20 protein-coding genes are annotated in these 22351 nt (G+C 71.3%); 16 read left to right on the forward strand and 4 right to left on the reverse strand.

Going from position 1 to position 22351, the window contains the following annotated elements:
• Nucleotides 1-9 precede the first annotated feature (9 nt).
• The 11 genes from pafA (at nucleotide 10) to OG199_RS32890 (ending at nucleotide 11211) form a co-directional block, all read left to right on the forward strand.
• Nucleotides 10-1371: a Pup--protein ligase gene (gene pafA, locus OG199_RS32840; protein ID WP_127181046.1), complete on the forward strand. Its 1362-nt coding sequence runs from the start codon at nucleotides 10-12 to the stop codon at nucleotides 1369-1371.
• 128 nt (nucleotides 1372-1499) lie between these two features.
• Nucleotides 1500-2501 (forward strand): FKBP-type peptidyl-prolyl cis-trans isomerase, encoded by a 1002-nt coding sequence (locus tag OG199_RS32845; protein WP_356800476.1) that lies wholly within the window; start codon nucleotides 1500-1502, stop codon nucleotides 2499-2501.
• A gap of 79 nt (nucleotides 2502-2580) precedes the next feature.
• Nucleotides 2581-2952 (forward strand): FKBP-type peptidyl-prolyl cis-trans isomerase, encoded by a 372-nt coding sequence (locus OG199_RS32850; protein ID WP_266697889.1) that lies wholly within the window; start codon nucleotides 2581-2583, stop codon nucleotides 2950-2952.
• A 302-nt stretch (nucleotides 2953-3254) separates the two neighbouring features.
• Nucleotides 3255-4232, forward strand: coding sequence for a WYL domain-containing protein (locus OG199_RS32855; RefSeq protein WP_356800477.1), 978 nt, complete (start codon nucleotides 3255-3257; stop codon nucleotides 4230-4232).
• A 16-nt stretch (nucleotides 4233-4248) separates the two neighbouring features.
• Entirely contained in the window at nucleotides 4249-5274 is a 1026-nt protein-coding gene (locus OG199_RS32860; RefSeq protein ID WP_356800478.1) for a WYL domain-containing protein, read from the forward strand.
• Nucleotides 5275-5387: 113 nt separating this feature from the next.
• On the forward strand, nucleotides 5388-5648 hold the full coding sequence (locus OG199_RS32865; protein ID WP_266697886.1) for a hypothetical protein: 261 nt from the start codon (nucleotides 5388-5390) through the stop codon (nucleotides 5646-5648).
• Nucleotides 5649-5657: 9 nt separating this feature from the next.
• The gene (locus tag OG199_RS32870) at nucleotides 5658-5852 is read left to right on the forward strand and encodes a hypothetical protein (RefSeq protein ID WP_168527283.1); all 195 of its coding nucleotides are present in this window, start codon (nucleotides 5658-5660) and stop codon (nucleotides 5850-5852) included.
• Between the two features lie 257 nt (nucleotides 5853-6109).
• Nucleotides 6110-6394: a Sec-independent protein translocase subunit TatA gene (tatA, locus tag OG199_RS32875; RefSeq protein ID WP_168527282.1), complete on the forward strand. Its 285-nt coding sequence runs from the start codon at nucleotides 6110-6112 to the stop codon at nucleotides 6392-6394.
• 47 nt (nucleotides 6395-6441) lie between these two features.
• Nucleotides 6442-7386 carry a twin-arginine translocase subunit TatC gene (tatC, locus tag OG199_RS32880; protein ID WP_266697885.1) on the forward strand — a complete coding sequence of 315 codons (945 nt, stop codon included), beginning with the start codon at nucleotides 6442-6444 and terminating at the stop codon, nucleotides 7384-7386.
• 31 nt (nucleotides 7387-7417) lie between these two features.
• Nucleotides 7418-8308: a diacylglycerol kinase gene (locus tag OG199_RS32885; RefSeq protein WP_356800479.1), complete on the forward strand. Its 891-nt coding sequence runs from the start codon at nucleotides 7418-7420 to the stop codon at nucleotides 8306-8308.
• A 41-nt stretch (nucleotides 8309-8349) separates the two neighbouring features.
• Nucleotides 8350-11211: a DEAD/DEAH box helicase gene (locus tag OG199_RS32890; protein ID WP_356800480.1), complete on the forward strand. Its 2862-nt coding sequence runs from the start codon at nucleotides 8350-8352 to the stop codon at nucleotides 11209-11211.
• A 185-nt stretch (nucleotides 11212-11396) separates the two neighbouring features.
• On the opposite strand, the gene atzF is transcribed toward OG199_RS32890, so the two are convergent.
• The 4 genes from atzF to OG199_RS32910 all read right to left on the reverse strand — a co-directional run bounded on the left by atzF (nucleotide 11397) and on the right by OG199_RS32910 (nucleotide 18147).
• Nucleotides 11397-13085, reverse strand: a complete 1689-nt coding sequence (gene atzF / locus OG199_RS32895) for an allophanate hydrolase (RefSeq protein ID WP_405832519.1) — start codon at nucleotides 13083-13085, stop codon at nucleotides 11397-11399.
• A 111-nt stretch (nucleotides 13086-13196) separates the two neighbouring features.
• Nucleotides 13197-16712, reverse strand: a complete 3516-nt coding sequence (locus OG199_RS32900) for a 5-oxoprolinase/urea amidolyase family protein (protein WP_405832521.1) — start codon at nucleotides 16710-16712, stop codon at nucleotides 13197-13199.
• The gene (locus OG199_RS32905) at nucleotides 16709-17326 is read right to left on the reverse strand and encodes an urea amidolyase associated protein UAAP2 (RefSeq protein WP_356800482.1); all 618 of its coding nucleotides are present in this window, start codon (nucleotides 17324-17326) and stop codon (nucleotides 16709-16711) included. The genes OG199_RS32900 and OG199_RS32905 overlap by 4 nt, the downstream gene beginning before the upstream one ends.
• Nucleotides 17323-18147: an urea amidolyase associated protein UAAP1 gene (locus OG199_RS32910; protein ID WP_401802811.1), complete on the reverse strand. Its 825-nt coding sequence runs from the start codon at nucleotides 18145-18147 to the stop codon at nucleotides 17323-17325. Before OG199_RS32910 ends, OG199_RS32905 begins: the two co-directional genes overlap by 4 nt.
• 216 nt (nucleotides 18148-18363) lie before the next feature.
• On the opposite strand from OG199_RS32910, the gene OG199_RS32915 reads away from it, so the two are divergent.
• From OG199_RS32915 to OG199_RS32935, 5 genes are all read left to right on the forward strand, one after another.
• Nucleotides 18364-18990 (forward strand): TetR/AcrR family transcriptional regulator, encoded by a 627-nt coding sequence (locus OG199_RS32915; protein WP_401802808.1) that lies wholly within the window; start codon nucleotides 18364-18366, stop codon nucleotides 18988-18990.
• Nucleotides 18991-19283: 293 nt separating this feature from the next.
• Nucleotides 19284-20870 (forward strand): ATP-binding protein, encoded by a 1587-nt coding sequence (locus tag OG199_RS32920; RefSeq protein WP_356800485.1) that lies wholly within the window; start codon nucleotides 19284-19286, stop codon nucleotides 20868-20870.
• Nucleotides 20867-21274, forward strand: a complete 408-nt coding sequence (locus OG199_RS32925) for a roadblock/LC7 domain-containing protein (protein ID WP_148007708.1) — start codon at nucleotides 20867-20869, stop codon at nucleotides 21272-21274. The genes OG199_RS32920 and OG199_RS32925 overlap by 4 nt, the downstream gene beginning before the upstream one ends.
• Complete coding sequence (locus OG199_RS32930; protein ID WP_356800486.1) at nucleotides 21271-21726, forward strand: DUF742 domain-containing protein; 456 nt, start codon at nucleotides 21271-21273, stop codon at nucleotides 21724-21726. The genes OG199_RS32925 and OG199_RS32930 overlap by 4 nt, the downstream gene beginning before the upstream one ends.
• On the forward strand, nucleotides 21707-22327 hold the full coding sequence (locus tag OG199_RS32935; protein ID WP_356800487.1) for an ATP/GTP-binding protein: 621 nt from the start codon (nucleotides 21707-21709) through the stop codon (nucleotides 22325-22327). Before OG199_RS32930 ends, OG199_RS32935 begins: the two co-directional genes overlap by 20 nt.
• The last annotated feature ends 24 nt before the right edge of the window (nucleotides 22328-22351 follow it).

Below are 22351 nucleotides of genomic sequence, written 5' to 3' on the forward strand. Positions count from 1 at the left end.
TGTTCAGTCATGGACCGCCGCATTTTCGGGCTGGAGAACGAGTACGGCGTCACGTGTACGTTCAGGGGACAGCGGCGCCTGTCTCCCGACGAGGTGGCGCGGTACCTCTTCCGCCGTGTCGTGTCATGGGGCCGCAGCAGCAATGTCTTTCTGCGGAACGGTGCCCGCCTCTATCTCGACGTGGGATCACATCCGGAATACGCGACACCCGAATGTGACAACGTGACGGAACTCGTCACCCACGACAAAGCCGGCGAGCGCATTCTCGAAGGACTCCTGGTGGACGCAGAACGACGCCTGCACGAGGAAGGAATCGCGGGCGACGTCTACCTGTTCAAGAACAACACCGACTCGGCCGGCAACTCGTACGGGTGCCACGAGAACTACCTGGTGGCCCGCCACGGGGAGTTCTCCCGACTCGCGGACATCCTCATCCCGTTCCTGGTCACGCGGCAGCTGCTGTGCGGCGCCGGCAAGGTGCTGCAGACTCCGCGCGGCGCCGTGTACTGCGTCAGCCAGCGTGCCGAGCACATCTGGGAGGGTGTCAGTTCCGCGACGACCCGCTCCCGGCCCATCATCAACACCCGCGACGAACCGCACGCCGACGCCGAGCGCTACCGCCGGCTGCACGTCATCGTGGGCGACTCGAACATGTCCGAGACGACCATGCTCCTGAAGGTCGGCGCCACCGACCTGGTGCTGCGCATGATCGAGGCCGGTACGGTGATGCGCGACCTCACCCTGGAGAACCCGATCCGGGCGATCCGCGAGGTGAGCCACGACATCACGGGCCGCCGCAAGGTGCGGCTGGCCAGTGGCCGGGAGGCCTCCGCCCTCGAGGTGCAGCGCGAGTACTACGAGAAGGCCGTGGACTTCTGCGAGCGCCGCGGCATCCGCACGGGCACCGTCGAGCAGGTGCTCGAACTGTGGGGCCGCACGCTCGACTCGATCGAGGCGGAGGACCTCGACCGGATCGGTACCGAGATCGACTGGGTCATGAAGTACAAGCTCATCGAGCGGTACCGGGCCAAGCACAACATGACGATGTCGCACCCGAGGGTCGCTCAGATAGACCTCGCCTACCACGACATCCACCGTCGTCGTGGTCTGTACTACCTGCTGGAGAGGAAGGGACAAGCCGCCAGGATCTGCAATGACTTGAAGATCTTCGAGGGCAAGTCCGTTCCGCCGCAGACCACACGGGCGCGGCTGCGCGGTGACTTCATCCGGCGTGCCCAGGAACAGCGCCGCGATTTCACCGTCGACTGGGTCCACCTCAAGCTCAACGACCAGGCACAGCGCACCGTGTTGTGCAAGGACCCGTTCCGTTCGGTCGACGACCGGGTGGAGAAGCTGATCGCCGGAATGTGAGCCGGGTGTTCCGCGAGTGACGCGGAACGCAACGCGGGGCGCCGTACGTTTTCCGTACGGCGCCCTTCTCACGTCGTAGAGTTGCGCGCACGCCATCAACCAAGATCGATCGATACGAGGCCCCCACCGTGCGCCGACGCTCACTTCTCCTCGCCGTACCCGCAGGACTGGTCACTCTCGCCGGATGCGGTGACGACAACAAGTCGGACCGGGCCAAGTCCAGCAGCAGCCCGTCGCCTTCGCCCTCCGCCTCGTCGGTACCGCCGCCGAAGATCGTCGACGGTCCGCTGCCGGCCATCACGGCCGGGACGAAGTTCGGTGAGAAGCCGACCGTGGCCAAGGGGAGCGGAGACCCGTCGAAGGACCTGGCGGTCAGGACGGTCATCGCGGGCAACGGCGGGACGGTCGCGGAGAACGACTACGTCCAGGCCAACTACCTCGGCCAGGTCTGGAGCACGGGGAAGGTCTTCGACAACTCCTACGACCGCAAGACGTCGCTGGTCATCCAGCTCGCGCAGGGCAGCATCATCGACGGCTGGCGCTACGGCCTCGTGGGCAAGAAGGTCGGCAGCCGCGTCGAGATGGCCGTCCCGCCGACCTGGGGCTACGGCAAACAGGGCAACACGCAGGCGGGCATCAAGGGCACCGACACGCTGGTGTTCGTCGTCGACATCGAGAACACCTTCAACGCGAAGAGCTCCGCCAAGGGCAAGGACGTCGCGCAGGACGACGCGAACCTCCCGAAGGTCGGTACGAACACCGACGGCAAGGCCCCCTCCATCGACGTGCCGAAGGTGAAGGCCCCGACGAAGCTCGTGGCGGACTACGTCATCGAGGGCGACGGCGAGGAGGTCAAGGCGGACAGCAGCGTCCTGGTGCAGTACAAGGGCGTCCTGTGGGACGGCGGCAAGGAGTTCGACTCCACGTACAGCCGCGGTCAGCTGACCTCGTTCTCGCTCCAGCAGGTAGTCAAGGGCTGGGGGCAGGGTCTGACGGGCAAGAAGGTCGGCAGCCGCGTCCTCATCGTCATCCCGCCGGCCCTGGGTTACGCCGACAACCCGCCGAGCGGCAGCGGCATCAAGAAGGACTCCACGCTGGTCTTCACGGTCGACATCCTGGCGAAGATGTGAGCCCGTCAGGGATGTGAGACTGTCGGTGGTGCCTCAAGGGCACCACGCGAACCAACGCGAACAAGCAGGAGCGAGAGACGTGAGCATCGAGAAGCCCGAGATCGACTTCCCGGGCGGCGAGCCCCCGGCGGACCTCGAGATCAAGGAAATCTGGGAGGGCGACGGCCCGGTCGCCAAGGCCGGGGACTTCGTCAAGGTCCACTACGTGGGCGTGGCCTTCTCCACCGGCGAGGAGTTCGACGCCTCCTGGAACCGCGGCAACCCGCTGGAGTTCCAGCTCGGTGTCGGCCAGGTCATCAGCGGCTGGGACCAGGGCGTGCAGGGCATGAAGGTCGGCGGCCGCCGTCAGCTGACCATCCCGGCACACCTCGCCTACGGGGACCGCGGCGCCGGCGGCCGGATCGCCCCCGGCGAGACGCTGATCTTCGTCTGCGACCTGGTCGCGGTCTGACATCGGTACGGGGAGCCACGGCTCCCCGTCGGCCGGGACCGGGCGACCGGTCCCGGGGGAGCGCTCCGGGACCGGACGATCGCGGAGCGCTGTTTCCGGTGCGACGGCCGAGAAGTCGCCGACTCCGGTCTGATCATCGTGAAGGTCGCACCCTGGTCCGATCTTCGTACGCCGCGTGATCGGGATGTGACCGGATTCGATCACCTGGGGCCCATGCCTGTCCGGGCATGGGCCCTCGGCTTTTGCCACGACACCCCGGAGCGGTACGGTCATCGGTCGGAAGCACCATAGGAAGGGCGTCGATGGCCATTGCCAAGGCCGAGCGGCTGATGAACCTGGCGCTGTGTCTGCTCGGGACACGGCGGCCGCTCAGCAAGCGCGAACTGCGCGATTCCATCGAGGCCTATGTGGAGGCGTTCAGGCCGGGCAGGGGAGCGGCCTCGTCCGACGACTCCTTCAACCGGATGTTCGAACGCGACAAGGACGACCTGCGCGAGCTCGGCCTGGTCATCGAGACCGTGGAGAACCTGGACGGCGAGGTCGGCTACCTCGCCCGCCGCGACAGCAACCGTCTGCCGCCCATCACCCTCGACGCCGAGGAGGCCGCCGCCCTCGGCCTCGCCGCCAAGGTCTGGCAGCAGGCGCGGCTGGCCGGCGCGGCGAGCGGCGCCCTGCAGAAACTGCGTGCCGCGGGCCTGCCCGAGGACGTGGACCCGTACGAGGCCCACGGCGCCCTGGAGCCGCACATCCCGGTGCACGAGGCGGCCTTCGAGCCGCTGATGCTGGCCTGCCGCGACCGCCGCCCGGTCGTCTTCGACTACCGCAAGGCCACCGCCGCGCACCCCGAGACCCGGCAGGTCGAGCCCTGGGCCCTGGAGTGCTGGCGCGGCCACTGGTACCTGGCGGGCTGGGACCGCGACCGCGGGGCCGAGCGCGTCTTCCGGCTCTCGCGGATCACCGGCAAGGTCCGCGCCCGGGCCGGCCGCTACACGGCCGAGGTGCCCGACGTCGTCACCGTGCGGGAGACGGTCGCGGGCTGGGCGGGCGAGATCGCCGACCGCTCCGCGCGGATCCGGCTGCGCACCGGCTCCGGATACCCGCTGCGGGCCAAGGCCGTCTCGGTCCGGGAACGGGGAGACGGCTGGGACGAGTTGGAGATTCCGTACGGACACGGTCTGGACGCGTGGCTCGTCGAGTTCGGGCCCGACGTCGTCGTCCTGGAACCCGCCGAGCTGCGGGCCGACGTGCTGGACCGGCTGCGCGCCGTGGCCAAGGGCTGAGGGGGAACGTAGGAAAGTGGCAGGAAAACCGGCCAGGCCCACGAACGCGATCGACCAGACCCGGCGGATGCTCTCCCTGGTGACCTATCTGCGCGAGCGCCCCGGCGCGCGCGTCGGCGATGTCGCCCGGGCCTTCGGGATCACCGAGGACGAACTGATCTCCGACCTCGACGTGCTGCCGCTGTGCGGGACGAGTTTCCGCGGCGGTGACCTGCTCGACATCGACACGGACGGCGACCGCATCTGGTGGCACAACCCGGACGACGTCGCCGCTCCGCTCCGTATCGCCGCCGACGAGGCGACCGCGCTGCTGGTGGCAGCCCGCGCGGTCTCCACCCTGCCCGGGCTGCGGGAGGGCGACCGGCAGGCGCTGCTGCGCGCCACCGCCAAGGTGGAGGCCGCCTCGGGAGAGGCGGCGGGCGCCAGCTCCCGGCTCTCGGTGACCTTCGAGTCCGAGGGCGGGGTCTTCGCAGACGTCGACCGGGCGATCTCCGAGCGCCGCCGGCTGTGGATCCGCTACTACTCGCCCTCGCGCGACGAGCTCACCGAGCGCGAGATCGACCCGATCCGCCTGGTCAGCGTCGGGCACACCTACGTGGAGGCCTGGTGCCGGCGCTCCGAGGCGCGCCGGACCTTCCGGCTGGACCGGGTCGCCGAGATCCGCATCCTCGACGAGCCCTCCGCGCCGCCCGAGGTCGAGCTGAGGGACCTGTCCGAGGGGCTGGTGCAGCCCGCCGCCGAGGATCCCGAGGTGGTGGTCGAGGTCGGACCGGGCGGGCGCTGGGTCGCGGAGTACTACCCGCACGACAGCGCGGATGAACTGCCGGACGGCGGGTTGCGTATCACTCTGCGGACCCCCGACCCCGCGTCGCTGCGGCGGCTGGCTCTGCGCCTCGGCCGTGACGGCCGGATCGTGTCGCCGCCGGAGCTGGCGGACAGCGCGCGGCAGGCGGCCCGTGAGGCGCTGGCGGCCTACGACGGGCTCGACGACGGCGACGGAGTCCAGGACCGACCGTACGACAGGCAGGAGCAGGGGCTTTGACCACGTCGGCGACGTCTGGTGGGTCGGAGAGGGCCGGTGTCACGGCGAGGGCCGGGAGGCCGGAGAGAGCCGGGGGAGCGGTGAGGGCCGGTGGGGAACGCAGCGCCGCCGAGATGACGGTGGTCAGCGCGTTCGCCGGGATGCGCAGGGTGGCCGACGTGCTGTTCAAGGCCGGCTGCCCCGACTGCCGGGCCCGGCTGGAGCTCCGGGCGAACGCCCTGATGCTGGCGATCGGCGCCTCGAGCCGGACCACTTTCTACTCGTTCACCTGCACCGAGTGCGGCGCCGCGGTCCGCAAGCCCGCGGGCGAGCGGATCGTCGAGCTCCTCACCGGGGGCGGGGTGCGGACGCTGCGCCTGCACTCGACGCTCTAGGCTCGCCCCATGTTCTGGCCGATGTGTGCGATCGCTGTGGGTTTCCTGGGAATGGCCGTTCTCGGCGTGCTCGCCGTCCGTGTCTTCCTGGAGGCGGAACGCCTGGGACGGCAGGTGACGGACTCCGCACGCCGTATCAACAGGGCGGCCGACGACCTGGAGCGGGCGACCGTCGGGGCCGCGCGGTCCGTGGACGGCCTGTGACCTCGCGATAGCCCGGTAAGAGTCCTTCCAGGGTTGCGCAATGCGTCATTCGAGCCTGTCAACTTGCCAGTGTGGACAGGTAGGCTTCTGATCGCGGTCCGAAGAAAGAGGCGCGGGCCGCGACCGGGAGTACGCACAGGGATTGCCTCGCGTTCACCCCTGAGCGTTACGATCGCTGTCAACACGACGACCGGACACATGTCCGACCGATCGGGCAGTACCCCGCCCCTGCAGCCTCGGTGAGAAGGTAAAGACTTATGTTCGGAAGGCTCGGAGCTCCCGAGATCATTCTCATCCTCGTCGTCATCATCCTGCTGTTCGGCGCGAAGAAGCTTCCGGACATGGCGCGCTCCCTCGGCAAGTCCGCACGCATTCTGAAGAGCGAGGCCAAGGCCATGAAGGACGAGGGCAGCAACCCCGCCCCGGCCGGCCCGCCCAGCACCGACGAGCAGACCCCGGCCCAGCGCACCATCCAGGCCGCGCCCGGCGACGTGACCAGCGCCCGTCCGGTCAGCGAGCCCACGGACACGACCAAGCGCTGACGCAGGGCCGGACGTCTCCGGCCCGCCGCACGAGATGAGGACGTGGGTTGCTCAAGTCTGCCCGCAAGAAGGAGAAGGACCCCGAGGGACGGATGCCCCTCGCGGAGCACCTTCGTGAGCTGCGCAACCGGCTCGCGAAGGCCGTTCTGGCCATCGTCGTCGTCACCGTCGTGGCCGCCTTCTACTACAAGAACATCATCGAGTTCTTCACGAACCCGATTCTGGACGCGGTGGGCTGCCGGTCCACCCTGTCGGAACTCGCGCAGCAGCGGAGCGGCACCTGCGCCCGCATCGTGCTGAACGGCCTGCTGACGCCGTTCACGCTCGCGCTCAAGGTCTCGCTGATGGCCGGTGTGATCTTCGCGTCGCCGATCTGGCTCTACCAGCTGTGGGCCTTCATCGTCCCCGGCCTGCACCGGCACGAGAAGAAGTACGCGCTGGCGTTCGTGGGCACGGGCGTCCCGCTGTTCCTGGGCGGCGCCTTCTTCGCGTACAAGACGCTGCCGACGATGGCGACGGTCCTCCTCGGCTTCTCGCCCGCGGACCTCGACAACCAGCTGCCCCTGGACGACCTGCTGGATCTCATCGTCCGCATGGTGCTCGTCTTCGGGCTCTCCTTCGAGCTGCCCCTGCTGCTGGTCATGCTGAACCTGACCGGGGTGCTCACCGGCCGGCGCATGCTCGGCTGGTGGCGCGGCATGATCATGGGCATCACGGTCTTCGCGGCCGTGGCCACGCCCAGCACCGACCCGCTGACCATGCTGGCGCTGGCCGGGCCGATCTGGGTGCTGTACTTCATGGCGACCGCCTTCTCGCTGCTGAACGACCGGCGCAAGCGCCGCCGCGAGGCCGAGGGCCCCGACGACGACGAAGCCTCCGAGCTGGACCTCACGCCCGAGGACATCGGGGAGGTCGAGACGGTGTCGGCCAGCAGGGCACTGCCCGGGCAGGCCTCCCCGGACCGGGTCAACGGTTATGACGACGTGACCTGACAAGGCGCGAAGATCTCGTAGGGTCAGGGCCGTGACCAGCGAGATCACCCTCTTTGTCAACCCCACCGCAGGGCGCGGCCGGGGCGCCCGCGCGGCGCAGCCGGCCGCTTCCGCTCTGCGGGCGGCGGGATTCTCCGTGCGGACCGTTCTCGGGGAGAACGCCGCCGACGCCCTCACCCGCGCGCGCGACGCGGTCGAGCGCGGCACGGGAGCCCTGATAGCCGTCGGCGGCGACGGCATGGCACATCTGGCCCTGCAGGCCGTCGCCGGGACCCGCACCCCGCTCGGCCTGGTCGCCGCCGGCACCGGGAACGACTTCGCGCGCGCCCTGGGCCTGCCCCTGCGCGACCCGGCCGCCGCGGGCCGGCAGATCGCCGAGTCGCTCAAGGGCGCCCGGTTCCAGGACGTCGACCTCGGCCGCGTGAACGGCACCTGGTTCGGCACCGTCCTCGCCTCCGGCTTCGACTCCCGGGTCAACGACCGCGGCAACCGCATGCGCCGGCCCTCCGGACGCGTCAAGTACGACCTGGCGATGCTCGCCGAGCTGGCGGCCTTCCGGCCGGTCCGGTACCGGATGACCCTGGACGACGGCGAGGCCCGCGAGATCGAGGCGACCCTCGTCGCGGTCGGCAACGGCTCGTCGTACGGCGGCGGCATGAAGATCTGCGCGGGCGCGGACCTCGGCGACGGTCTGTTCGACATCACGGTGGTCGGGCCGTGCACGCGCAGGACGCTGCTCAGGGTCTTCCCCAAGGTGTACCGGGGCACCCATCTCTCCCACCCCGTGGTGAGCGTGCACCGGGCGGCCCGCGTCGAGCTCGTCGCCGACGGCCTCACCGGGTACGCGGACGGGGAGCCGCTGGGGCCGCTGCCGCTCACGGCGCGGTGCGTGCCCGGCGCGGTGCGGGTGGCCATTCCCTGAGCTGCGGGGATCCGGGGTTTCACCGGGAACGGATCCGGATATTGATCGTCCTGTTGTCAGTGGCTGCCGGTAGTCTCGAAGGCACGATGACAGAGGACCTCTCACCGGCCGAGCGGTACGCGGCAGCACGGAAGCGCGCTGTCGAGCAGGCCACCGCGCTCGCCTCCTTCCGCGAGATGTACGACTTCGGCCTCGACCCCTTCCAGATCGAGGCCTGTAAGGCGCTCGAGGCGGGCAAGGGTGTGCTCGTCGCCGCGCCCACCGGCTCGGGCAAGACGATCGTCGGCGAGTTCGCCGTCCACCTGGCCCTCCAGCAGGGCAAGAAGTGCTTCTACACGACGCCGATCAAGGCGCTGTCGAACCAGAAGTACGCCGACCTCTCCCGCCGTTACGGCGCGGACAAGGTCGGTCTCCTCACCGGGGACAACAGCGTCAACTCCGACGCCCCGGTGGTCGTCATGACCACCGAGGTGCTGCGCAACATGCTGTACGCGGGTTCGCAGACCCTTCTCGGCCTCGGCCATGTGGTCATGGACGAGGTGCACTACCTCTCCGACCGCTTCCGCGGCGCCGTGTGGGAGGAAGTGATCATCCACCTTCCCGCCTCGGTCACCCTCGTCTCGCTCTCGGCGACCGTGTCGAACGCGGAGGAGTTCGGGGACTGGCTGGACACCGTGCGCGGCGACACCGAGGTGATCGTCTCCGAGCACCGTCCGGTGCCGCTGTTCCAGCACGTGCTCGCCGGACGCCGGATGTACGACCTCTTCGAGGAGGGCGAGGGCCACAAGAAGGCGGTCAACCCCGACCTCACGCGCCTGGCCCGCATGGAGGCGAGCCGTCCGTCGTACCAGGACCGCAGGCGCGGCCGCGCCATGCGCGAGGCCGACCGGGAGCGCGAGCGCCGCCAGCGCTCGCGGATCTGGACGCCGGGCCGCCCCGAGGTCATCGAACGGCTCGACACCGAGGGCCTGCTGCCCGCCATCACCTTCATCTTCAGCCGCGCCGCCTGCGAGGCCGCCGTCCAGCAGTGCCTGTACGCGGGCCTGCGGCTCAACGACGAGGAGGCGCGGGTGAAGGTGCGCGAGATCGTCGAGAGGCGCACGGACTCCATCCCGCCGGAGGACCTGCACGTCCTCGGGTACTACGAGTGGCTGGAGGGCCTGGAGCGGGGCATCGCGGCCCACCACGCCGGCATGCTGCCGACGTTCAAGGAGGTCGTCGAGGAGCTCTTCGTACGCGGGCTGGTGAAGGCCGTGTTCGCCACCGAGACCCTCGCGCTCGGGATCAACATGCCCGCCCGCTCGGTGGTGCTGGAGAAGCTCGTCAAGTGGAACGGCGAACAGCACGCCGACATCACCCCCGGCGAGTACACCCAGCTGACCGGCCGGGCGGGGCGCCGCGGCATCGACGTCGAGGGCCACGCCGTCGTGCTGTGGCAGCGCGGGTTCAGCCCCGACCACCTGGCGGGACTCGCGGGCACCCGCACCTACCCGCTGCGCTCCAGCTTCAAGCCGTCGTACAACATGGCGGTGAACCTGGTCGAGCAGTTCGGGCGGCACCGCTCGCGCGAACTCCTGGAGACCTCCTTCGCCCAGTTCCAGGCCGACAAGTCGGTCGTCGGGATCTCCCGGCAGGTGCAGCGCAACGAGGAGGGGCTCGAGGGTTACAAGGAGTCCATGACCTGCCACCTCGGGGACTTCGAGGAGTACGCGCGGCTGCGCCGTGAGCTCAAGGACCGCGAGACCGAGCTCGCCAAGCAGGGCGTGGCGCAGCGTCGCGCGGAGGCGGCCGTCGCGCTGGAGAAGCTCAAGCCGGGTGACATCATCCATGTCCCGACCGGCAAGTTCGCCGGTCTGGCGCTGGTCCTCGACCCCGGCCTGCCCGCGGGCCGGTCGAACGGCCACCGCGGGTTCGAGCAGCACGACGGCCCGCGCCCGCTGGTGCTCACCGCCGAGCGCCAGGTCAAGCGGCTGGCCTCGATGGACTTCCCGGTGCCGGTGGAGGCGCTGGAGCGGATGCGCATCCCGAAGTCCTTCAACCCGCGTTCCCCGCAGTCCCGTCGCGACCTCGCGTCCGCCCTGCGCACCAAGGCCGGACACATCGTCCCCGACCGGCTGCGCAAGAAGCGCTCCGAGGCGGCCGACGACCGTGAGATCGCCCGGCTGCGCACGGCGATCCGCGCCCACCCCTGCCATGGGTGCAACGACCGCGAGGACCACGCCCGTTGGGCCGAGCGCTACCACCGGCTGCTGCGCGACACCTCGCAGCTGGAGCGCCGCATCGAGGGCCGGACGAACACCATCGCCCGCACCTTCGACCGTATCGTCGCCCTGCTCACCGAGCTGGACTACCTGCGCGGCGACGAGGCCACCGAACACGGCAGGCGGCTGGCCCGTCTCTACGGCGAACTCGACCTGCTGGCCAGCGAATGCCTGCGGGCCGGCGTCTGGGAGGGACTGAACCCGGCCGAACTCGCCGCGTGCGTCTCGGCGTTGGTCTACGAGTCGCGGGTCGGCGACGACGCGATGGCGCCGAAGCTGCCCTCCGGCAAGGCCAAGGCCGCGCTGGGCGAGATGGTCCGCATCTGGGGCCGTCTGGACGCCCTGGAGGAGGACTTCCGGATCACCCAGTCCGAGGGCGTGGGCCAGCGCGAGCCGGATCTCGGCTTCGCCTGGGCGGCCCACGAGTGGGCATCCGGCAAGGGCCTCGACGAGGTGCTGCGCGAGGCGGAGATGCCGGCCGGTGACTTCGTCCGCTGGTGCAAGCAGGTCATCGACGTGCTGGGCCAGATCTCCGCCGCCGCGCCCGTCTCCGGCGGCGAGAGCTCGACGGTCGCGAAGAACGCGCGCAAGGCGGTCGACGGGCTGCTGCGCGGGGTGGTCGCCTACTCGTCGGTCGGCTGAGCGGAGCCCGTCCGCCCGTGGTGCGCCGCCCCGATGCCGGGGGCGGCGCACTTCCGTACTCCGGTACTCGGGGATTCCGGTACTCCCGTACTCCCGTACGTGAATTCATCGATACGTCGCTTCGTGAACGCACCGGTACGCGCGTACCGCGGTTCGCCGGTCACCCAGGCCGCGACGCCGGCGGCTCAGCCGCGCGCCCGCAGGTAGCCGCGCCAGCCGCCGTACTCGGTGATGTCCTCGGCGCCCTCGAGCGCGCAGGGCTCGCACAGGAACCCGGGTACGTGGGTGCCGTCGGCCAGTTCGACCCGGCCGAGTGCCATGGGAGAGGGCAGTTCGGCGAGCAGGCGCCCGAGGCCCTCGGCGGGCAGCCGCCATACCTCCGCCTCGACGGCGGCCCCGCCCACACCGGTGCGGACCAGGCCCGGCTTGGGAGGCGTGGTGGCCAGGGCGTGCAGCCGGTAGGCGGCCGCCGTCGTCGTCGTACGCTCCCACTCGGCGCCCAGGGCGAGGAGCTGCGGGTTCAGGGGCTGGCCCGACAGATGGGCGCCGACCACGGCGACGCGTGTCCGCGGCCGGAGCAGGGCGGCGATCCGGGCGAGACGTTCGTCGGTGAACGCGGGGCCGATCAGCATCACGCCGAAGGGCAGCCCGTCCACGGTGCCCGCGGGAGCGGCGACCGCGGCGAGGTCGAAGAGGTTCGTGGAGTTGGTGAAACGCCCCAGGCGGGCGTTGGCGCCCAGCGGGTCGGCGGCGACCTCCGCCAGGGTCGGATGGCCCGGCGCGGTCGGCAGCAGCAGGGCGTCCGCGTCACCGAGCCCGGCGACCGCCCGCAGGCGCAGTGCGGCCAGCCGGTCCTGATCGGCGAAGAGCCGGTGGGCCGGGATGTCCCGGGCGCGGGCGATGATCCCCGCGACCGTCGGGTCGAGACCCGCACCCCCCTCACTGAGCGACTTGTCGACAAAGCTCCCCACCGCTGTGTAGCGCTCGGCGACGAACGCGCCCTCGTAGAGCATCGCCGCGGCCTCGGTGAACGGGGTGAGATCGAGGGAGCGCACCTCGGCCCCCGCCGCGACGAGCTGCGCCACGGCGGCCTCGTACGCCGGTGCCCACCCCGCGTCCAGCTCGCCGAGCAGTGCCGTCGCGGGGACGGCGACGCGCCATGGGCCGGGGACGCGCTGGGGGAGGGACGGCAGCGCGCGTCCGGACGGGCGGGCCAGGTGCGCGAGAGCCTGCTCGGCCTCCGGGAGCGTGCGGGCGAAGACGGTCACGCAGTCCAGGGAGGCGCAGGCCGGGACGACGCCGGTGGTCGGGACCAGGCCGCGGGTCGGCTTCAGGCCGACGATGCCGTTGAACGCGGCGGGAACACGGCCGGAACCGGCCGTGTCGGTACCGAGGGCGAGGTCGACCAGGCCCAGAGCCACCGCCACGGCCGATCCGGAGCTGGAGCCGCCACTGACGCGGGCCGGGTCGAAGGCGCTCCGCACGGCGCCGTACGGAGAACGGGTACCGACCAGACCGGTCGCGAACTGGTCCAGGTTCGTGGTGCCCAGGACGAGCGCGCCGGCCGCTCGCAGGCGGGCGACCGCGGGGGCGTCCTCCTTCGGGGCGTACGCGTACGCCGGGCAGCCCGCGGTGGTCGGCAGGCCGGCCACGTCGATGTTGCCCTTCACGGCGAGGAGCCGGCCGGCGAGGGGGAGCCGTTCGCCCGCCGCGAGACGGGCGTCGAGAGCCTCGGCCTCCCGCTCGACCTCCGCCCGGCGGCGCAGGTCGATCCAGATCTCGGGGCGGTCGACCGCCTCGATGCGGGCGTAGGCCGACTGCACACGGGCGAGGGCGGACATGGTTGCTCCTTGTTCGTCGGCGGTCGTATGCATTTGTCGGCATTCGGCGACGTCAGGCGACGTCGGACGACGTCGGTCGGGGTGCCTCGGGCGCGATCCGTGAGTGATGGGTGCCACCGCGCGCCCCCGACCACACAGGGGCTGTCAGGGGGAGGGCGCCAGGACCACCAGGGCCGTGCCCGCTTCCACCTGGGCGCCCGGCCTGGTGAGGACCTGCCGTACGACTCCGTCCACCGGAGCGGTCACCCTGGACTCCATCTTCATCGCCTCCAGCGCCAGCAGGGGTTGGCCGGCGGTGACACGGTCGCCCGGCTCGACATTCAACTGCCACACGGACGCGGCGAACTCGGCCTCGACGAGCCGGCCGCCCGCGGGGACGGTCACCTCGGCGGCCGCGGCCACGGGCGCGGCCGCGGCGTCCGCCCGGGCGAACTCGCCCGCCGCCTCCCAGGCGTCCCGCTCCGCGCCGAACGCTGCGCCCTGCCGGGCCCGGAACCGCGCGATCGACTCGGCATGGGCGGCGAGGAAGTCCTCGTAGCGCGCCAGGGAGAACTCGCCCTCCTCGATCCGGGGCACGAACCGCCCCGAGACGATGTCGGCGCGCAGGGCGAGGAGTTCGTCGGGCTCCACGGCGTACCACTTGATGCGGTCGAAGAAACGCAGCAGCCAGGGCGAGCCCGGCTCGAAGGCACCGCGCTGCTGCCACCCCGACCACACCTGGGTGGTCCGGCCCACGAACTGGTAGCCGCCCGGACCCTCCATGCCGTAGACACAGAGATAGGCGCCGCCGATGCCGACGGAGTTCTCGGCGGTCCAGGTGCGGGCCGGGTTGTACTTGGTGGTGACCAGACGGTGCCGCGGGTCCAGCGGGGTCGCGACCGGCGCGCCCAGGTACACGTCCCCCAGGCCCAGCACGAGGTACTCCGCGTCGAAGACGGTGCGGTACACGTCGTCCACCGAGTCCAGGCCGTTCACCCGGCGGATGAACTCGATGTTCCACGGGCACCAGGGCGCGTCGTCGCGGACCCCCGCCATGTACCGGTCGATGGCCTCGCGCGTCGCCGGGTCGTCCCAGGACAACGGGAGGTGCACGGTCCGGGAGGGGACCACGAGCCGGTCGCTGGGCGGGAGCGCGCGGGCCGTCTCCCGTACGGCGGCGAGCAGTGCGCGCTGCGGGAGTCTGCGCGGATCCGCCTGGATCTGCAGGGAGCGGATGCCGGGGGTCAGATCCGTGACGCCGTCCAGATCCGTCGCGGCCACCGCCTCCATCAGCGCGTGGACGCGCATGCGCAGCGCCAGGTCCAGTTGCATGGGCCCGAACTCGACCAGCAGGTTGTCGTCGCCGCTGCGGCGGAACGTCACGTCGCCGTCCCGGGCCAGCACCCCGCCGTCCACGACCGGGGCCCGCGCCGAGCCGTCGTCGGCGAGCGGCGCGAAACGTACGGTGTCCCCGGGGCGGAGCTGGCCGAGCTTCCAGCGTTCCGTGCTGACGACCGTCGCGGGGCAGACGAAGCCGCCGAGCGAGGGGCCGTCCGGGCCGAGCAGCACCGGCATGTCACCGGTGTAGTCGACAGCACCGACCGAATACGGCGTGTCGTGGATGTTGGACGGGTGCAGCCCCGCCTCGCCACCGTCCGTGCGCGCCCAGCGCGGCTTGGGGCCGACCAGCCGTACGCCGGTGCGCGCCGAGTTGAAGTGGACCTTCCAGCCGGCCGCGTAGAAGTCGTGGATGTCGTCCTCGGTGAAGAACTCCGGCGCGGCGTGCGGACCTTCCAGCGCGCCGACCCGCCACTCGGACGTGAACACGGGCCGGTCGACGGGCGGTACGGGCGCCGCCGCAGCGGTGACCGACCCGCCGTGCAGCACGTCCCCCGTCCGCAGGGCCCGGCCGCCGTGCCCGCCGAACCGGCCCAGGGTGAAGGTGGCGGCGCTGCCGAGGAACGGCGGGACGTCCAGGCCCCCGCCGGCGAAGAGGACGTAGGTGCGCAGGCCGGGTCCGCCGGGCGCACCGACGTCCAGTACCGCTCCCGCGGGCACCGTCACCGGCTCCCACTGGGCGACCGCCGTGCCGTCCACGGTCACCGGCGCCGGGGCGCCGGTGACGCAGACCGTGACGGCGTGCGTGAAGCGCAGGGCCGGCCCCCGCAGCGTGCACTCCAGACCGGGCGCCCCCTCGTCGTTGCCGAGGGCGCGGTTGCCCAGCCGGAAGGACAGGTCGTCCATCGGGCCGCACGGCGGCACGCCCACCTGCCAGTAGCCGGTGCGGCCCGGCCAGTCCTGGACCGTGGTGAGCGTGCCGCCGGAGACCACCTCGACGCGGGCCGTGGGATCGGTGATCCCGGCCAGCGTGGCCGTCGAGTGCGCCGCTCCCCGGAAGGACGGGTCGGCGAGCGCGGCCCGCACCAGCCCCAGGTTCGTCTCGACGCCGTCGACCCGGGTCCTGGCCAGCGCCTCGTCCAGCCGCTCCAGGGCGTGCGCGCGGTCCGGGCCGTACGCGACGATCTTCGCGAGCATGGGGTCGTACGCGGTGGTCACCTCGGTGCCCGTCTCCACCCAGCCGTCGACCCGGACGCCGCCGGGGAACTCGACCCGGGTCAGCAGCCCCGCGCTCGGCCGGTGTTCGCGCGAGGGGTCCTCGGCGTACAGCCGGGCCTCCACGGCGTGACCGCGCGGCGCCCCCGGGTCCCGCACGACCTCCGACTCACCGCGCGCGAGCCGCAGCATCCAGGCGACGAGGTCGACCCCGTAGATCTCCTCGGTGACCGGATGCTCCACCTGGAGGCGGGTGTTGACCTCCAGGAAGTACGCCTCCTCGCGCGCGGCGTCGTACACGAACTCGACCGTGCCGGCCGAGCGGTAGCGGACACTCGCGCACAGGTCACGTGCGCGGGAGGCGAGACGTTCCCGTACGTGAGGCGGGAGTCCGGGGGCCGGGGCCTCCTCCACGACCTTCTGGTTGCGGCGCTGGAGCGAGCAGTCGCGGTCGCCGAAGGTGACGACACGGCCCCGGCCGTCGCCGAAGACCTGCACCTCGACATGGCGGGCGTGCTCGACCAGACGCTCCAGGAAGACCCCGGCGGAGGCGAAGGACGCGGCGGCGACACGCTGCACGCGCTCCCAGGCCTCGGCCAGTTCACCGGCGGAGCGGCAGGCCGCCATGCCGATGCCGCCCCCGCCGCCGGTGGCCTTCAGCATCACGGGATAGCCGATGTCCTCGGCCGCCTCCAGGGCCTCCGGAAGGCCGGGCAGCAGCCCGGTGCCCGGGGCGAGCGGCACACCGGCCGCCCGGGCCGCCGCCCGCGCCGTGTGCTTCGCCCCGAACAGCTCCAGTTGCCGGGGCGTCGGTCCCACGAACACGATCCCGGCGTCCTCGCAGCGCCGTGCGAAGGCCGCGTCCTCGGACAGGAAGCCGTAGCCGGGGTGGATCGCCCCCGCGCCGGTGTCCTTGGCCGCCTTCAGCACCAGGTCGGCGTCGAGGTACGACTCCTTCGCGGGGGCCGGGCCCAGCCGGACGGCCTCGTCGGCGAGCCGGACGTGCGGCGCCGAGCGGTCCGGGTCGGAGTACACCGCGACCGTGCGGAGCCCGAGTTCGCGCGCGGTGCGGATGATCCGGACCGCGATCTCGCCCCGGTTGGCGACCAGCAGCGTGTCGAAGCTCATTCCGGCGTCCCGACGCTCATCGCCACGGCCGTCGGTTCGAAGCCGTTGCAGGGGTTGTTGATCTGGGGGCAGTTGGAGACCAGGACGAGCACGTCCCGTTCGGCGCGCAGGGTCAGGGACAGGCCCGGGGCCGAGAGACCGTCGACGATGCCGAGGGTGCCGTCCTTCTCGACCGGCACGTTCATGTACCAGTTGATGTTCGAGACCAGGTCGCGCTTGCCGAGGCCGTGCCGGGCGCCCCGCGCGAGGAAGTTGTCCACGCAGGCGTGCTGCGACCAGGTGTGGTGGCCGTACCGCAGCGTGTTCGACTCCTTCGAGCAGGCGCCGCCGACCGTGTCGTGCCGGCCGACGTCGTCGGACACCACGGTCATCAGGGGCGTGTGCTCGTTGGACATCAGCACACTGCCGGCCGTCAGGAAGATGTTCCCCTGCGCCTGGATCGTGTCGGGCGCGCTGTAGCGGACGGACGGGTCGTGGGCGTCGTACGCGAGGAAGTCGACGGCCTGGTTGCCGTGCAGATCGGTGATGGTGAGTGTGCCGCCCGCCGGGACGACGGACGACCAGGCGGCGCGCGCGGGCACCACGGTCGTGGCGGCGCTCGTGGCGGCGCTCATGCGAGCCCCCTCGCGGCAAGGAACTCGACGGTGTTCAGGAAGGCACGGCGGCCCTCGGGCGTCGCCTCCCACAGCGGGTCGCCCGGCTTCGTCGCCGCCGACCGCCAGGCGAGCACCTCGAGGGCGGTGCTGGTGTAGGCGGGGCGTGGATCGACCGGGTGCGGCACGTTCGCGATCAGCACGGTGACGTCCTGCTCGGCGCGCAACGTCACGCTGCCGCCCGGCCCCGCCGAACCGGTGAAGTCCAGGGAGCCGTCGTCGCGTACCGCCACGCCCTGGAAGAAGGAGAGCGAGGGCGGCAGATCACGTGGTCCGAGGCCGTTCTTGGCGGCGGCCAGCTTGAACAGCTCGCGTCCCGCGGGGGAGGCGGACTGCGGCGCGCCGTCCCCGTAGCGCTGTGCGTTGCGTACGAGCGTGGAGGTGCCGCACAGCGCGTCGTGCCGCCCGGAGGTGTCGGCGGTGAGCGAGGCGAGCACACGGCCCTGGTCGGAGAGGAGCAACTGCCCCTCGCCCAGGTAGGCGTTCCACTGCACCTTGACCGTGTCCGCCACGTTCAGGCGCTCCCACGGACGGTCGGCGGCGAACAGGAGGAGGTGCGCGCAGGCGTCGCCGCGCAGGTCGGTCAGCCTGAGTTCGGTGCCGCGGGCCAGCACCCGGTGCGTGTAGTTGCCGCCGGCCACCGTCTCCGCCCACACCAGGTGGCCCGCCTCGCAGGGGGGTGCGGGCCAGGAGCTCGCCGGGACGACGGGCATGGCCTCGGCGCGGGTGCCCTCCTGGGCACGGGCGTGATCGCGTGCTCCGTACGTGGTCGCTGTCGCCATCGCGGGTCCTCCGGCTCCGGGGTGATTTCTGTCGCCCGACAGAAATTAGGAGCGGCGGAGTTCGACGCCGTGTCTCCCGCGTTGCCGTCCGGTTACCGATCCCTCACCCGCGCCCGTCGCGCGGCGACGGCCGGGGCGGACACGGCTGGTCACGCGGCTTCGTGGTCTCCTCCGGGGCGCGACCGGGCACCGGCGTCATGTGCGAGGATCGAACGCATGGGAGCCGGTGGCGGACGACGGGTCGGCCGGCCGCGTGCGACGCAGCGGCCGGACAGCGGTCTGCCGCCGCGTGACGAACTGCTCCACGCGGCCGCCGAGTTGTTCACGACGCGCGGCTACGCGGCGACGACCACCCGGGCCGTCGCCGAGCGGGCGGGTATGCGTCAGGCGTCCATGTACCACTACGTCTCCGGCAAGGAGGAGCTGCTCGCCGAGCTCCTGGAGTCCACGGTCACGCCCTCGCTGGCCTTCGCCCGGGAGCTCCTGGCGGACGACGCGGCCGCGCCCGAGGGCCGGTTGTGGCGGCTGTGCCGCACCGACGTGGAACTGCTCTGCGGCGGCCCGCACAACCTCGGCGGCCTGTACCTGCTGCCCGAGGTGCGCGCCGAGCGCTTCGCCGGCTTCCACGCCGTACGGTCCGAACTCAAGGACGCCTACCGGCAGTTGCTGGCCGCGACGGTCGCGGGCGGCACCCTCGCCAAGAGTGAACTCGATCTGCGGACAGATCTGTTGTTCGGTCTCATCGAAGGGGTGATTCTCGTGCACCGCTCCGACCCGGACCGGCCCGTGTCCGCGTTCGCCGAAGCCACCGCCGACGCCGCGCTGCGGATCGCCGGAATCTGACACACCTCCCGGTGGAGGAGGGGTTTTCGGCTACCCGTACGCCGTTACTCAGGGTGTGCGAGTGAGTCCTGAGCGTATAAATGGGCCGAGGGTACTCCTGTCGCGCGGGCGATTTCAGGCGCTTGCTGAATATGACACGGCGATGATCCGGTCGGACTAAGCTCGCCCGCAGCGCTCCGAGTTGAGATGTAATCGTGCGCTTGTTCCCAAAAGTTCCGAAGATTCCGTTTGACCACGCAGTTTCCCCCACGAACTCCCCCCGACCCCCCGCCGACTTGTCTCAGAGGGCATACATGGTGAGTGTTCAATCGCCTCCCGGTGGCCGTGAACTTCCCTACGCGCGCGTCTTGTTGCTGCCGGCCATACTGATGGCCGCGGTGACCGGGACCGCCGTCGCCGTGGTGACGAGCCCGGCCAGGTCCGCTGTCGGCTGGTGCGGCGCCATCGCGACGCTGCTGGTCGTCACCGTCGCGGCGGAAGCCGTGCGCCGTGGCCGCGACGCCCGTGACCTGCGCGCCGAACTCGCCCGCAGCACCGCGCACTTCGAACAGCGCATCGCCGCGCACGACCAGGAGTTCGTGCGCCTGCGCACCGAGGTCCTGCCGATCGCGCTCCGCCGTATGCGGGGCGGCGTCAACCCCGAGGACGTGGCCCGCACCTTCGGCCGCGGCAAGGGCGACCCGTGCGAACTCCCCGCGGTACAGCGGGATCTGCTCGGCGCCGTGCTCAAGGTCGTGGACGACGAGGACCTGCTGCGCGACTCCTCCCAGCGCTCCTTCGTCAACATCGCCCGGCGCGTCCAGGCGATCGTCCACCAGCAGAACAAGGAACTCCGCGAGATGGAGGAGGACCACGGGCGCAACCCCGAGGTCTTCGACGACCTGCTGCGCATCGACCACGGCACCGCACTGATCGGCCGCCTCGCCGACTCCATCGCCGTGCTCGGCGGCGGCCGTCCGGGGCGCAACTGGCCTGAGCCCGTCCCGCTGTTCAGCGTGATGCGCGGCGCCATGTCCCGGATCCTCGAGTACCGCCGCATCGAACTGCACTCGATCGCCGACGTCGCCGTCAACGGCATCCACGTCGAACCGGTCATCCACGCCGTCGCCGAACTGCTCGACAACGCGACGCGCTACTCGCCGCCGACCACCAAGGTTCACCTCACCGCCCTCGTCGTGCAGACCGGCGTCGCCATCGAGATCGAGGACTCCGGCGTCAGCTTCAGCGACGAGGCCCGCGGAAAGATCGAGGAACTGCTCCGGCAGGCCGCGGCCGGCGTCGACCTCAACATCCTCGGCGAGGCCCCCCGGCTCGGCATGGCCGTCGTCGGGCGGCTCTCGAAGATGTACGACATGAAGATCTCGCTGCGCCAGTCCGCGTACGGCGGGGTCCGCGCCGTCATCGTCGTGCCGAGCAACATGCTCACCAAGGACCCCGCCCCCGGTCTCGCCCACGGCATCGGCGTGAACGCGGTGCCCACGATGGACACCGACGGCGTCGAGGGCCCCAAGCGCAAGCCGAAGAAGCGCCGTCCGACCACCGGACCCCGTATCCCGTCGCCGCACGACGGCTCCCAGGACGACGACGCCCCGCTGGTCACCGAGTGGACGCCCAACGGCCTGCCGCAGCGGCGCAGCAGGGTCAAGGTCCCGCTCAGCCAGCGGATCGCCGAGGCCCGCGCCGCAGAGGTGGCCGCCGAGGCCGCGGCGGCAGCGGCTCCCTGGGCCGCCGCGCCCGCCCCGAAGGAGGAGGAGCCCCCGCCGGGGATGTGGGTCGAGGCGTTCATGGAAGGCCTCAAGGGCGACCCCGACCCGACCGCATTCACCCAGAGCCATCAGCCGGCGCCCGCTGAGGCCGACGACGAGGGGGACCTCAAGTGATCCAGCAGCGAGGCAACTTCGACTGGATGCTCAAAGATCTCGCCGACGGCGTCCCGGGCATCCAGCAGATCGTGGTGCTCTCCGCCGACGGACTGCGCATCGCCCGCTACGGCGGCGACCCCGACGCCGCCGACCGCGTCGCCGCCGCCTGCGCGGGACTCCAGAGCCTGGCCGGAGCCGTCGCGGGCGAGATCCCCCGCAGCGACGGCACCATGCGGATGGTCATCATCGAGATCAACGGGGGCTACTTCTACCTCATGTCCGCCGGGGCCAACGCCTATCTCGCGGTCCTCGCCAACCAGACCGCGGAGCCCGGCCTGATGAGCAACCGCATGCGCGACCTCGTCGCACGGATCGGCGCGCATCTCACCAGCCCGCCGCGCCGCAACGGGCAGACCGTATGACTCCTCCGCAACGCCGTCGGCGCCACCCCACCCAGGAGCCCCGCGAGGTCCCCCAGGGAGGCCCCCCGCACGCGGGAGCCTCCCCGGAGGGAACCCCCCAGGAGGGCCAGGAACAGGACCCCAAGATCCCTGGGCGCCTGTACGTGCTCACCGGCGGGGGTGAGGGCGGCGACCGGGCCGACCTCGACCTGGTCACCTTGATCGTGGCGCGCGCCGACCCTCCGGCGCCCACCACCCAGCCCGAGCAGTCGGTGCTGCTGCGGCTCTGCAAGGCCCCTCTGTCCGTGGCCGAGCTCTCGGCCTATCTCAATCTGCCGTTCAGCGTGGTGACCGTCCTGCTCACCGAGCTGCTGACGGCCGAACTGGTACAGGCGCGCGCCCCGATCGTCCGCTCCGCGCTGCCCGACCGTTCCCTCCTCGAAGCGGTGATGCATGGACTTCAAAAGCTCTGACACGATCACCGGCCCGCGCGCCGAGGACCACCTGCCGCACACGGCGACCGCCGCGGTGAAGATCGTGATCGTGGGCGGTTTCGGGGTCGGCAAGACGACCATGGTGGGTGCCGTCAGCGAGATCAAGCCGCTGACCACCGAGGAGACCATGACGCAGGCCGGCATCGGCATCGACGACAACTACGGCTCCGAGACCAAGACGGCCACCACCGTGGCCATGGACTTCGGCCGCATCAGCATCACCGAACAACTGGTGCTGTACCTCTTCGGCACCCCCGGCCAGGAACGCTTCTGGTTCCTGTGGAACGGCCTGTTCGAGGGCGCGCTCGGCGCGGTCGTGCTGATCGACACCCGCCGCCTGGAAGTCAGCTTCGACGTGATCGGCCGTCTGGAGGAACGCGGCGTGCCGTTCGTCATCGCCATGAACGACTTCCCGGACGCGCCCAGCTATCCGATCGAGGACCTGCGCACCGCGCTCGACCTGGCGGAGGAGATCCCGATCGTGAAGTGCGACGCGCGCCGCCGGGCCTCCAGCCGCGACGTCCTGATGACGCTGATGCGTTTCCTGCACTCGCTGGCGATGTCCTCCCCGCGGGCCTGACGCCCGCCGGTGGCCGCGAGCCCC

It is taken from the genome of Streptomyces sp. NBC_01176 (assembly GCF_045039825.1).
Lineage (GTDB): Bacteria > Actinomycetota > Actinomycetes > Streptomycetales > Streptomycetaceae > Streptomyces.